Here is a 13,328-nt window from a genome sequence, read left to right on the forward strand (position 1 = left end):
GTGAAATTTAGTTGAGCATAATTCGTCTTGCCTAGGCTCAAAAGCGCGGTAGACTGCAAAGCCATTGAACCTAAAATTTAATATCGCTATGACAGACAGATACGCAGTGTTTGGCAATCCAATTAGCCACAGTAAATCGCCGTTCATCCATGGACAATTTGCCGCGCCCACCCAAGAGTTATTAACCTATGAAGCCATTCTTGCTCCGGTCGATGGTTTTGAAGCCTCACTGACGGCGTTTTTCAATGCGGGCGGCAAGGGCGCGAATGTGACAGTGCCTTTTAAGGAGCAAGCTTTTGCGCTGTGTGACAGTCTCAGCCCAGAGGCCAAGCTTGCCGGCGCGGTAAACACCTTAAGTTTATTGGCCGATGGCACTATTCGCGGTGATAACACCGATGGTTTAGGGCTGGTGGCTGATCTCATCGCTAACTTAGGCAGCCTGCAAGGTAAGCGCGTGTTACTTATAGGTGCTGGTGGTGCGGCGCGCGGTTGTATTCTGCCATTATTAAATGCGGGAATTGCGCAGCTAACGATTAGCAATCGCACTCACACTAAGGCGCAGCTTCTGGTCGATATCTTTACTTCGGTGGATAACGGTGCTTTCGCAAATAGAGTCACCGCCGTAGAAATGAATGAGCTTGTGGGCGAATTCGATATCATTATTAACTCAACTTCGGCTAGCCTTGCGGGCGAGTTGCCACCCGTGCCAGCGCATATCATTACCCCTCAAACTGTCTGCTATGACATGATGTATGGTGCCTCAGTTACCGCTTTTAACCAATGGGCGCTATCCCAAGGTGCAGCTAAGGTTATTGATGGACTCGGTATGTTAGTCGGACAAGCCGCTAAAAGCTTTACCCTATGGCGAGGTGTTGAGCCAGATACTCAAGTGGTGTTGACTCTTTTGCGGGACAAATTAAAGGCTGAGCCTAAGTAGGAAGCATGAATCAAAGTATTCTTTTCCCCGAACTGCAATATTGGGACGACGCCCACAAGCGAGTCTGCTTTATCGCGCAGTCACAAGGGATGAACATCAAGTGCTATATCAGTGCGAATAAGTTAGCCGAGCTGAATGATTTCTCCAAGCAGCCGAGTACCGATGAAGCCGCCGCTATCCTGGCTTTGTTTGATGCAGTGAGATTTGATGCCGAAGAAATGGCGGAAGAGTTAATCGAAGCCGAGGAGTTCGATGAGTTTGGGGCAGTACACTTAGGCTAAACTCATCGAGCTTAGATAGCTTCTGAATCAGCGAATAGCAAAAGGCGGTAGAGACTCAATGAGTGTCTACCGCCTTTCTTATATAGTTATAGTGACAATAAGCGACTAACTATAAGAGATTAGCTATAAGTGACTAGATGTTTTGTAACTCAACTAAGTATTCGTTTTTCAGTCTAACATAGTTGTCGGCAGATTCTGGCAAAAAGGCAATTTCGGCAGGCGTTAATGGGCGAGCCTGCTTAACTGGGCTCCCTACATATAAATAGCCACTCTGTAATACCTTGCCCGGTGGCACTAAAGAACCAGCACCTAAGATCACATCATCTTCTAAAATCGCACCGTCGAGAATAATCGCACCCATGCCCACTAATACTCGGTTACCGACTTTGCAACCGTGAAGCATAGCCTTGTGACCAATAGTTACATCATCACCAATAATCAGTGGATGACCATCGGGACGAGCAGATGACTTACGCGTCACATGTAATATGCTACCGTCTTGTACGTTCGAGCGCTTACCAATGCGAATATGGTTAACATCACCACGCGCCGCCACCATAGGCCAAATACTGGCATCAGTATCTAACGCAATATCGCCAACAAGCACCGAAGCTTCATCTACATATACGTTATTGCCTAATTGAGGATGAATACCTTGGTAAGTTCTGAGTGGCCCTGACATAGAAAAGTCCCTAATTGAGTGGTTTTTAGCATTATAAAGGTTAAAAACTAGCGGGTCAGGTCAAATATCCAACGAACAGAGAGAAAATGACAATTATCTTAAAAATAGGGGTTGCGGACTTTCTCAATCTCCCTATAATGCGCATCCACTGACACGGCAGACAGCGAAAGCCAACTGAAGAGTTAGGTTGAACTGAGTAGCTTTTAAGCACTTAATTCAAGCGCAGCAAGAAGTTGAAAAAAACTCCTTGACGCTAAACGGGAAATGCGTAAAATACGCAGCCCTAGCCAACTGGAAGCGTTCGGCGCTCAGTGTGGTACTCACCTTCTCTTACGAGGTTGAGTTGCTCTTTAACAAGATAAAACAAGAAATCTGTGTGGACACTCACAGGTGTTGAGTTAATCGAAACTGCTTAGCCTTCGGGTTGGCAGTCAAAAATTTAAATCAATGTCTTCAAGTCACTTAGGTGATTGAGTGTTCATAGCAATATGTACATAATTTTGATTTCGCTTTTTTAAAAGCGGAAACAAAAATCAGAATTCATTGAGCCGCTGAAGTCGAAAGACGGAAGCACCAAAACTTTAATTGAAGAGTTTGATCATGGCTCAGATTGAACGCTGGCGGCAGGCCTAACACATGCAAGTCGAGCGGCAGCACAAGGGAGTTTACTCCTGAGGTGGCGAGCGGCGGACGGGTGAGTAATGCCTAGGGATCTGCCCAGTCGAGGGGGATAACAGTTGGAAACGACTGCTAATACCGCATACGCCCTACGGGGGAAAGGAGGGGACCTTCGGGCCTTCCGCGATTGGATGAACCTAGGTGGGATTAGCTAGTTGGTGAGGTAATGGCTCACCAAGGCGACGATCCCTAGCTGTTCTGAGAGGATGATCAGCCACACTGGGACTGAGACACGGCCCAGACTCCTACGGGAGGCAGCAGTGGGGAATATTGCACAATGGGGGAAACCCTGATGCAGCCATGCCGCGTGTGTGAAGAAGGCCTTCGGGTTGTAAAGCACTTTCAGTAGGGAGGAAAGGGTGAGTCTTAATACGGCTCATCTGTGACGTTACCTACAGAAGAAGGACCGGCTAACTCCGTGCCAGCAGCCGCGGTAATACGGAGGGTCCGAGCGTTAATCGGAATTACTGGGCGTAAAGCGTGCGCAGGCGGTTTGTTAAGCGAGATGTGAAAGCCCTGGGCTCAACCTAGGAATAGCATTTCGAACTGGCGAACTAGAGTCTTGTAGAGGGGGGTAGAATTCCAGGTGTAGCGGTGAAATGCGTAGAGATCTGGAGGAATACCGGTGGCGAAGGCGGCCCCCTGGACAAAGACTGACGCTCATGCACGAAAGCGTGGGGAGCAAACAGGATTAGATACCCTGGTAGTCCACGCCGTAAACGATGTCTACTCGGAGTTTGGTGTCTTGAACACTGGGCTCTCAAGCTAACGCATTAAGTAGACCGCCTGGGGAGTACGGCCGCAAGGTTAAAACTCAAATGAATTGACGGGGGCCCGCACAAGCGGTGGAGCATGTGGTTTAATTCGATGCAACGCGAAGAACCTTACCTACTCTTGACATCCACGGAATTGGCTAGAGATAGCTTAGTGCCTTCGGGAACCGTGAGACAGGTGCTGCATGGCTGTCGTCAGCTCGTGTTGTGAAATGTTGGGTTAAGTCCCGCAACGAGCGCAACCCCTATCCTTATTTGCCAGCACGTAATGGTGGGAACTCTAGGGAGACTGCCGGTGATAAACCGGAGGAAGGTGGGGACGACGTCAAGTCATCATGGCCCTTACGAGTAGGGCTACACACGTGCTACAATGGCGAGTACAGAGGGTTGCAAAGCCGCGAGGTGGAGCTAATCTCACAAAGCTCGTCGTAGTCCGGATTGGAGTCTGCAACTCGACTCCATGAAGTCGGAATCGCTAGTAATCGTGGATCAGAATGCCACGGTGAATACGTTCCCGGGCCTTGTACACACCGCCCGTCACACCATGGGAGTGGGCTGCAAAAGAAGTGGGTAGCTTAACCTTCGGGGGAGCGCTCACCACTTTGTGGTTCATGACTGGGGTGAAGTCGTAACAAGGTAGCCCTAGGGGAACCTGGGGCTGGATCACCTCCTTACCTATACGACTAACTTGATGCTTTTGAGTGTTCACACAGATTGCTTGTTTATCCTGTCTTAGGACGGGTAGAGCGAAACATCCCTCTAGCAGGTCGATGTAGTTCTTTAACAATTTGGAAAGCTGATAGTATTAAACACAATGATGTCTGTCGTTGTGTTGATACGAAAAAAGTTTAATGCGAAAGCATTGAACATTGAGTTCTCAAACACTTTATTAAGTGTCTTGAATATTCAAGTCTAAGGCGCGTCCACTTCTTTGGTCAGAAGTGAGACAAGTAAAACCAGCTGGTCGCAACAATTCAAGTGAAACTCATTTGGGTTGTATGGTTAAGCGACTAAGCGTATACGGTGGATGCCTTGGCAGTCAGAGGCGATGAAGGACGTAGTAACTTGCGAAAAGCGTTGGCGAGCTAGTAACAAGCATTTGAGCTAACGATGTCCGAATGGGGGAACCCGGCCGCATAAGCGGTCATCATGTAGTGAATACATAGCTACATGAGGCGAACGAGGGGAACTGAAACATCTAAGTACCCTTAGGAAAAGAAATCAACCGAGATTCCCCTAGTAGCGGCGAGCGAACGGGGATTAGCCCTTAAGTCTATGGGGTGTTAGTGGAATGGTCTGGAAAGTCCAGCGGCACAGGGTGATAGCCCCGTACACGAAAACTAACCGTAGATGAAAACGAGTAAGGCGGGACACGTGACATCCTGTTTGAATATGGGGGGACCATCCTCCAAGGCTAAATACTCCTGACTGACCGATAGTGAACCAGTACCGTGAGGGAAAGGCGAAAAGAACCCCTGTGAGGGGAGTGAAATAGAACCTGAAACCGTATACGTACAAGCAGTGGGAGCGGTCCTTGAGACCGTGACTGCGTACCTTTTGTATAATGGGTCAGCGACTTACATTTTGTAGCGAGGTTAAGCGAATAGCGGAGCCGTAGGGAAACCGAGTGTTAACTGCGCGTTTAGTTGCAAGGTGTAGACCCGAAACCCGGTGATCTAGCCATGGGCAGGTTGAAGGTTGAGTAACATCAACTGGAGGACCGAACCGACTAATGTTGAAAAATTAGCGGATGACTTGTGGCTGGGGGTGAAAGGCCAATCAAACCGGGAGATATCTGGTTCTCCTCGAAAGCTATTTAGGTAGCGCCTCGAGCGAATACCATTGGGGGTAGAGCACTGTTAAGGCTAGGGGGTCATCCCGACTTACCAACCCTTTGCAAACTCCGAATACCAATGAGTACTACTCGGGAGACAGACGGCGGGTGCTAACGTCCGTCGTCAAAAGGGAAACAACCCAGACCGTCAGCTAAGGTCCCAAAGTGTATGTTAAGTGGGAAACGATGTGGGAAGGCTTAGACAGCTAGGATGTTGGCTTAGAAGCAGCCATCATTTAAAGAAAGCGTAATAGCTCACTAGTCGAGTCGGCCTGCGCGGAAGATGTAACGGGGCTAAACATACCACCGAAGCTACGGGTGCAGCCCATTAGGGTTGCGCGGTAGAGGAGCGTTCTGTAAGCCGTTGAAGGTGAAGGGGTAACCCACGCTGGAGGTATCAGAAGTGCGAATGCTGACATGAGTAACGATAAAGGGGGTGAAAAACCCCCTCGCCGAAAGACCAAGGGTTCCTGTCCAACGTTAATCGGGGCAGGGTGAGTCGACCCCTAAGGTGAGGCCGAAAGGCGTAATCGATGGGAAACAGATTAATATTTCTGTACTTCCGCTAACTGCGATGGAGAGACGGAGAAGGCTAGGCTAGCGCGGCGTTGGTAGTCCGCGTTTAAGGTGGTAGGTGGGTGACTTAGGCAAATCCGGGTTGCTATACACTGAGAGCTGATGACGAGGTCCTAAGGGACTGAAGTAGTTGATGCCATGCTTCCAGGAAAATCTTCTAAGCTTCAGGTTAGCGGGAATCGTACCCCAAACCGACACAGGTGGTCGGGTAGAGAATACCAAGGCGCTTGAGAGAACTCGGCTGAAGGAACTAGGCAAAATGGTACCGTAACTTCGGGAGAAGGTACGCTCCTGTTGGTGATGAGACTTGCTCTCTAAGCTGACGGGAGTCGCAGATACCAGGTGGCTGCAACTGTTTATCAAAAACACAGCACTGTGCAAACTCGCAAGAGGAAGTATACGGTGTGACGCCTGCCCGGTGCCGGAAGGTTAATTGATTGGGTTATCGCAAGAGAAGCTCATGATCGAAGCCCCGGTAAACGGCGGCCGTAACTATAACGGTCCTAAGGTAGCGAAATTCCTTGTCGGGTAAGTTCCGACCTGCACGAATGGCGTAATGATGGCCACGCTGTCTCCAGCCGAGACTCAGTGAAGTTGAAATTGCGGTGAAGATGCCGTATACCCGCGGCTAGACGGAAAGACCCCGTGAACCTTTACTATAGCTTGGCACTGAACATTGAACCTACATGTGTAGGATAGGTGGGAGACTATGAAGTTGGGACGCTAGTCCTGATGGAGTCGTCCTTGAAATACCACCCTTGTAGTTTTGATGTTCTAACCTAGACCCCTAATCGGGGTTAGGGACAGTGCCTGGTGGGTAGTTTGACTGGGGCGGTCTCCTCCCAAAGAGTAACGGAGGAGCACGAAGGTTGGCTAAGTACGGTCGGACATCGTACGGTTAGTGCAATGGCATAAGCCAGCTTAACTGCGAGACATACACGTCGAGCAGGTACGAAAGTAGGTCATAGTGATCCGGTGGTTCTGAATGGAAGGGCCATCGCTCAACGGATAAAAGGTACTCCGGGGATAACAGGCTGATACCGCCCAAGAGTTCATATCGACGGCGGTGTTTGGCACCTCGATGTCGGCTCATCACATCCTGGGGCTGAAGTCGGTCCCAAGGGTATGGCTGTTCGCCATTTAAAGTGGTACGCGAGCTGGGTTCAGAACGTCGTGAGACAGTTCGGTCCCTATCTGCCGTGGGCGTTGGATGATTGAGGGGAGTTGCTCCTAGTACGAGAGGACCGGAGTGAACGAACCGCTGGTGTTCGGGTTGTCATGCCAATGGCATTGCCCGGTAGCTACGTTCGGAATCGATAACCGCTGAAAGCATCTAAGCGGGAAGCGAGCCCCAAGATGAGTCATCCCTTGGACTATAAGTCCACTAAAGAGCCGTTCGAGACTAGGACGTTGATAGGCATGGTGTGTAAGCGTTGTGAGGCGTTGAGCTAACATGTACTAATGACTCGAGAGGCTTAACCATACAACCCAGATGGGTTTTACAAAGAAGCCTTAGACAGAATATAAACACTTAATAAAGTGTGGTCATAAAATGCTCCTGCATTTATGACACACAGTACATCCGTGTACTTGAACTCAAAAAACAATCAGCTTTCCGAATTATTAAATAAGGTACAGCAGGTCCTAGGTTCTAGTTCCTAGAAGCGCAAAGCGCGCCCTGATACCTTGTTTAAACCGAATATGCTTGGTGACAATAGCATTGTGGAACCACCTGATCCCATCCCGAACTCAGAAGTGAAACGCAATCGCGCCGATGGTAGTGTGGGGTCTCCCCATGTGAGAGTAGGTCATCGCCAAGCGCCTAATTATCTTGTAAAGATGTAACAAAGCCAGCTGAATAAGCTGGCTTTTTTGCATTTCACTTTTAGCTATACCCGTTTGATGACGCATAATATTTATTCCTAGATTGTTAAATTATCGCTGAACTCCATTAATTAGCAGAAGATCTCGATAACTTCGTTAAGTCCTTTTGCTTAGTATCCTATTTCCCGTTAGCATACGAATAATTCATTGTTCAGTAGAAGGCTGCCTAGCGCAGATGCTTAGAAAACTTTCACTCGCAGTTCTAATTCCTCTTTGTATGCTAATACTTTATTTGGTGTTAGTCATAGGAGAGTATTTGTATGAGAGTGATCAAATACGCAGTGAGCTCGCTGGACGTCAGGTTACTCAAATAAAACAACAGCTTTTGAGAATGCAGGCGGTTGTACAATCGGCACAAGTTTTACAGGATATTGAGCGTATAGAACAAGAGGTGTCATTGGCTGCACTGGATATGAACACAATGGTGTATATATTGGTGGATATGGATAGTCGGATCCGCTTTGCTAATCATACCGTTTGGCGCGATAGTAATGCTATTCAAGTTATTGATGGTTATGATGTTGTTCGACATCATACCGTTGCTCAATCCTCTCTCCCGCAAGTATCTGTCAATATGGAGCGTTTAACGATTCAGGCTTATTATCCTGTTATTTCTCAATACCCTGGTGCAGTTGAATTAATTTACCTCGAATCTGACTTGGCTCCTTTAGTTTCAGAAGCCTCTGCTAAGTTACAACAGCGATTTATCCGTGTATGGGGCTTGGGTGGATTGCTATTGATTGGTTTTACTCTCATTTTATATTTTTTATTAATTAAGCCATTTCGGATTTTAAGTGAAAGTGCAAAGCATATAGGTACACCTGAATTTTCAACTCAGATCCCTTGGAGTTCTTCAGAGGTTTTGTCACTGCAAAGCAGTTTACAGGAGGTACATGCCCGTTTGGGACGTGCAGTAAAACAGCTAAATGACAGTGAGCAGCGTTGGCTATTTGCCGTTGAGGGATCTCGTAATGGTATTTGGGATTGGGATATTAGCACTGGTGAAGTATTTCTTTCCGATCGTTGGAAAGAGATGATTGGATATGCTCCTGATGAATTAGAGTGTGTTTTTAAAACTTGGGAGTCGCGGCTGCATCCGGAAGACCGAGATACTGTTTTAGATTGTTTGCAGGAATATATTAGCGGTAAAAGTAAAGAGTTTGAGAGTGTCCATAGACTGCGGCATCGTGATGGTCATTATATATGGGTGCTCGATCGTGGCATGCTTGTTGATTGGGATCATTTGGGCCGTCCAATGCGGATGATAGGCATCCATGTTGATGTATCTGAAAGTGAGAAAAACCATGCAGCAATTGCAGAGTTAGTTGAACATTCAGTTGCAGGGCATCGAATGTTACCAGCAGTATTCATGGAACGTTTGTCCCAATTTCTGACTCAAGAAGATAATTCTGGTCATTGGGGAGGATTATTTTTTATTGAGGTTGAGAGTTTAGGGGTAATGAACTCGCTAACTTCACATGAAGCTGAGCGTTTATTTACACAGATTGGCGCGAGACTCTCGAGCTACTTCACAGACAATATTATTGTTGGACATTTGGAGTTAGGGCGTTTCACCTTGCTTGCTAAAGAATTGTCGATTGATGCAGAAGTGGCTGCACGTCGAACTCTAGCCCTAGCGACTGAGTTGAGGCAAATCATTGCAAGACCATTTCATTACAGAGATCATCACTTTGAATTAAATGCCAATGTCGGTATTTATCTGCTCGATCCAGTAGAAACATTAGAGCCCCTACTTGTGATACGCTGCGCCGAGCTAGCCCAAAAACATGCAAAATTGTTAGGGCAATGCGGTTGCGCTTTTTATCATTCGGAGTTAGATGTTCGTCAGAGCCGTGATGAGCTGTTACAACATGAGCTTAAGTTAGCGATAGAACATGAAAAGCTATCATTAATGTTTCAACCGATTGTGAATGTAGCGGGCGAAATTCTCTCTGCAGAAGTGTTATCACGTTGGTATTTAGCTAATGGTGATGTTGTTTCTCCTTCTGAATTTATTGCCCTTGCTGAACGTTGTGGTTTGATTGCTGGGTTAGATTTAAGTGTTGCTAAACGAATATGTATATTATTACAGCAAGCAGATGAGCAGGGTTTATCTCTTCCTCGTATAACGATCAATATTAGCGCGTTATCATTTTGTCAGATTGATTTTATTGAGCATTTAATTGCTTTGATTCGTACGTATTCAATTCGTACTAATCAACTTGGCATTGAATTAAATGAATCTGCACTACTCTTACAAGATGCTTTTGTGAATGAACGTATTACCCAGTTAGTGGAGATTGGGGTGCCAGTCATTCTAGATAACTTTGGTTCAGGTCACGCTGCGTTAAGCTGCTTAAATCAGTATCCGATAAGCGAAGTAAAGTTAGATCTGAGTTGTGTCGCTTCTATTACCTCGACGCAGATATGGCAAAAAGCATTAATTCAATCAGTATTACCATTCGACCTATGCTTAGTGGCTAAAGGTATAGAGTCAGCACAGCAACAACAGATATTTACGGCATTAGGTTGCCATGCTTATCAAGGCTATTATTATAGCCGAGCACTAAATTTTGCTGATTTTAAACAACTTTTCCATTCGAATTCTTTGTTGCGTAGCGTTTAAAAAAATCGAGTGCATAGTTTAAGGCTTGGTTTCGGCAGGCGTCTTTTTCCATAAAAATCTCATGGGCAGCTCCAGCGATTACTTTCAATTGGCAATGGGTACTCACGGCGAGATTCTGGGCCGCATTATCAACAATCTTATCTTCACTCGCTTGCAGTATCAGTATCGGAGTGCGAATTTGTGCCGTTGCCAGTACGCAAGTATCTGCGGCATCTAAAGATTCAGTCAACCAACGGTTAGTGGGTGAACCGAGTTGTAACTTAGGCGCGGCATCATACAATTCTCGGTAGGCTTGGTATCGGGTTTGGCTGTGAGTTAGCTCATTCCCTTTGAATGGAACAGGTTTATAGTTTTGTCCTGCAAGCACATAATTAGGCTCGCCGCCATTGAGTGTGGTATCGAGTTTACTGGCTAACCAACGCACGAACCCTTTAGGCATAGGTAATTTAATGCCATACATGGGCGCCGAAAATGCCGCCGCAGTAAAAATATCGGGGTGCTGTTTGAGATACAAAGTGCCAATCGCGCCACCCATTGAATGGCCGAGTAGCATGAGTTGTTTGTCGTTTTGTGGTAACACTATCTTCTGCATAAATAGAGCAAAGTCATCGATATAATCATTAAATCTTCGCACGTGTCCCATATGTGGGTTGATTGTCATTCGATCCGATAGCCCTTGGCCACGATGATCTATGGCATAAACAGAGTAACCCTGTTGGTATAAGTCGAAGATCAATTCTTGATACTTTAAATAGGACTCGACTCGACCACTGCTGAGAACAATTGCGGTATGCGCTTGGGGATGTTTGACCATCATATAGGCCAGCGTGACGCCGTCGGCAGAGGCTAGCGTATCTTGGACAACGGTTTGCCAGAAGGCTTGCTGCTCTGAGGTATTTAAATCGTGTTCAGTTGAAAATGTCGCTTTGGCTTGGCTCATACTCAGTCGCAAATCATTTGGCTTGAATGGTTTGCTAGAGTGTAACAGACAACCATGGGAGTCTGAAAATACCGACTCCCATGAATTTCATTAACTTAGCGTGTCACCTTTTTCGCTTCAATAAAATCATTGATTTGCTGTTCGAGGATTGACATAGGCACTGAGCCATTTTCGAGCACAGCATCGTGGAAGGCACGAATATCAAATTTGTCGCCGAGTTCCTGTTCTGCCTTGGCACGTAATCGTTTGATTGTTAACTCACCAATCTTGTAGGACAAGGCTTGTCCTGGCCACGAAATATAGCGGTCAATTTCGGTAGTGACATTGTGCAGTGATAGTGCGGTATTGCTAGCCATAAAGTCGATGGCTTGTTGACGACTCCATCCTTGGGCATGCATGCCTGTGTCTACAACTAAACGTGCAGCACGCCACATTTCATAGGTTAAGCGACCAAAGTTACTGTATGGATCTTGGTAGAAACCGGCCTCTAAGCCTAAGTATTCGCTATACAAGCCCCATCCTTCACCAAAGGCAGAGATATAGCTATAACGACGGAAGTCGGGGAGTGAAGTTAGTTCAGAGTTCAATGAAATTTGCAGATGATGACCGGGTACGGCTTCATGCAAGGTTAAGGCTTCTAACTCGTAGAGTGGGCGCTTATCCAATGCATAAGTGTTGACCCAGTAGTAACCTGGCTCGTCATCGCTGTTAGATCCTGAATATCGCCCCGTGGTGTATTTCGGTGCAATTTCGGCGGGTACTGGTGCAATGCCATAGGGTTTACGGGGGAGTTTGCCGAAGTACTTAGGCAGCATGGCATCGGCTTTTTTGGCAATAAATGCCGCTTCTTTGAGTAACTGATCGGCACTGGTGGTGTAAAACTTGGGATCGGTCCGCAAAAAATGTAAGAAGTCGGCAAAGTTGCCTTTAAAGCCTACCGACGCGATGATTTGTTCCATTTCTTGGCGGATACGCTGTACTTCTTTTAAGCCCAGTTCATGCACTTGCATCGACGTCATATTCAAGGTCGTATAGTAACGTACTCTATTCTCATAAAATTCTGCACCGTTAGGTAAGCTACTCGCTGCGATATTTTCCCGTGCATTGGGAATGTACTCTTTAGTCATAAAATCATAAAAGTTTTGGTACAGAGGTAGAACTTTTTGCTCAACTAAAGCGCGGCCTTCTTGGGTCAGCTGAGTTTTTTGTGCCTCAGTGAAATAGCTGGGATATTGCGTAAAAGGTTTGAAATAACCGCTCTTTTCAACAGGGACAATATAAGCACTGATACTGTCTTCAAAGCCATTGAGTGTCACTTTTGGCGGCGTTATTCCCTCGGCTAATCCTTGTTTTAGCCAGTGGGTTTGCTGGGCGAAATAGGTCGGGAGTGCATTGAGTTTGGCAATATAGTTGCGGTAATCCTCTAAGGTGTTGAATCTTCCCTGTGCGATTGACGTGATATACGCGTGGAAGCCGCTTTCCGCCGTAATGGGCAGGTAATAATCCTTGAAGCTATATAGGTCGACATCGTTTTGGATCTGATCTTCCAGTATTTGAGCATTAATCTTATCTTCTTTACTCAAGCTGCTGCGGTCGAGTGCTTTGAGCTGCGCTAATACTGCGATTTGACCTTGATTAAGCTTAGCGAGCGCGGCTGGCGAGAGATCTGCTAATTTTCCTGCGGCACTGGTATCACCCATGCTGTAAGCCATTTCAGGACTCGCGCTGAGCTGTAATTGCCAGCTTTGGTCGATAATCGCTTGCAGCGCGGGAGCGATTGGCTCAACTTGCGACTGTGCTGCTGATATTGTCTGTGACGATGGGGTTTGAATATTTTTTGTGGTTTGAGTGGCACTGCAGGCGGCTAATGCGAATATCAATAAACTGGGGGTTAAGAGTTTATGCATGTTAGATCTCTGATATTTTCTTTGTTATTGAAGTCATTATGCCTGATGAATACGGCAGTTCCTTGTACGGATATTAAGCAGAATTGTGACTAAATGTGAATTTAAATGCATCTGGTCCATAAATGCCCCTGAAAATGCGTGTTAAACTTAGTGTCCGCCCGCGACCAAATAACAAAAGCATTGGCTGGGTAGTTCAAATAGGGGTTAAAT

6 protein-coding genes and 3 rRNA genes are annotated in these 13,328 nt (G+C 46.6%); 6 read left to right on the forward strand and 3 right to left on the reverse strand.

Annotation, left to right across the window (positions count from 1 at the left end; all coding sequences use genetic code 11):
* Positions 1–88: 88 nt before the first annotated feature.
* Both aroE and MZ182_RS00165 read left to right on the forward strand, forming a co-directional pair.
* Positions 89–937 (forward strand): shikimate dehydrogenase, encoded by an 849-nt coding sequence (gene aroE, locus MZ182_RS00160; RefSeq protein WP_248068439.1) that lies wholly within the window; start codon positions 89–91, stop codon positions 935–937.
* Positions 938–942: 5 nt separating this feature from the next.
* Positions 943–1,218, forward strand: a complete 276-nt coding sequence (locus MZ182_RS00165) for a DUF1488 domain-containing protein (RefSeq protein ID WP_248068442.1) — start codon at positions 943–945, stop codon at positions 1,216–1,218.
* 133 nt (positions 1,219–1,351) lie between these two features.
* Here MZ182_RS00165 and MZ182_RS00170 read toward each other — a convergent pair whose 3' ends face one another.
* Entirely contained in the window at positions 1,352–1,900 is a 549-nt protein-coding gene (locus MZ182_RS00170; RefSeq protein ID WP_248068445.1) for a gamma carbonic anhydrase family protein, read from the reverse strand.
* Positions 1,901–2,482: 582 nt separating this feature from the next.
* On the opposite strand from MZ182_RS00170, the gene MZ182_RS00175 reads away from it, so the two are divergent.
* The 4 genes from MZ182_RS00175 to MZ182_RS00190 all read left to right on the forward strand — a co-directional run bounded on the left by MZ182_RS00175 (position 2,483) and on the right by MZ182_RS00190 (position 10,271).
* Positions 2,483–4,025, forward strand: a 16S ribosomal RNA gene (locus tag MZ182_RS00175).
* A gap of 326 nt (positions 4,026–4,351) precedes the next feature.
* Positions 4,352–7,244: ribosomal RNA gene (locus tag MZ182_RS00180) — 23S ribosomal RNA — on the forward strand.
* A gap of 221 nt (positions 7,245–7,465) precedes the next feature.
* A 5S ribosomal RNA gene (gene rrf, locus MZ182_RS00185) occupies positions 7,466–7,581 on the forward strand.
* Together the 16S, 23S and 5S rRNA genes form the textbook arrangement of a ribosomal RNA operon.
* Before the next feature lie 239 nt (positions 7,582–7,820).
* Complete coding sequence (locus tag MZ182_RS00190) at positions 7,821–10,271, forward strand: EAL domain-containing protein (protein WP_317233125.1); 2,451 nt, start codon at positions 7,821–7,823, stop codon at positions 10,269–10,271.
* On the opposite strand, the gene MZ182_RS00195 is transcribed toward MZ182_RS00190, so the two are convergent.
* Both MZ182_RS00195 and MZ182_RS00200 read right to left on the reverse strand, forming a co-directional pair.
* Entirely contained in the window at positions 10,228–11,211 is a 984-nt protein-coding gene (locus tag MZ182_RS00195) for an alpha/beta fold hydrolase (RefSeq protein ID WP_014609516.1), read from the reverse strand. The two genes, MZ182_RS00190 and MZ182_RS00195, sit on opposite strands and share 44 nt — an antisense overlap.
* 95 nt (positions 11,212–11,306) lie before the next feature.
* The gene (locus MZ182_RS00200) at positions 11,307–13,118 is read right to left on the reverse strand and encodes a DUF885 domain-containing protein (RefSeq protein ID WP_248067632.1); all 1,812 of its coding nucleotides are present in this window, start codon (positions 13,116–13,118) and stop codon (positions 11,307–11,309) included.
* Between the last annotated feature and the right edge of the window lie 210 nt (positions 13,119–13,328).

The sequence above is a fragment of the Shewanella sp. JNE2 genome (genome assembly GCF_023159115.1).
Classification (GTDB): Bacteria; Pseudomonadota; Gammaproteobacteria; order Enterobacterales; family Shewanellaceae; genus Shewanella; species Shewanella putrefaciens.

Coding starts and splice junctions, on each gene's coding strand:
- aroE (WP_248068439.1), top strand. CDS start 89: ATGACAGACAGATACGCAGTGTTTGGCAATCCAATTAGCCACAGTAAA.
- MZ182_RS00190 (WP_317233125.1), top strand. CDS start 7,821: ATGCTTAGAAAACTTTCACTCGCAGTTCTAATTCCTCTTTGTATGCTA.
- MZ182_RS00170 (WP_248068445.1), bottom strand. CDS start 1,900: ATGTCAGGGCCACTCAGAACTTACCAAGGTATTCATCCTCAATTAGGC.
- MZ182_RS00165 (WP_248068442.1), top strand. CDS start 943: ATGAATCAAAGTATTCTTTTCCCCGAACTGCAATATTGGGACGACGCC.
- MZ182_RS00200 (WP_248067632.1), bottom strand. CDS start 13,118: ATGCATAAACTCTTAACCCCCAGTTTATTGATATTCGCATTAGCCGCC.
- MZ182_RS00195 (WP_014609516.1), bottom strand. CDS start 11,211: ATGAGCCAAGCCAAAGCGACATTTTCAACTGAACACGATTTAAATACC.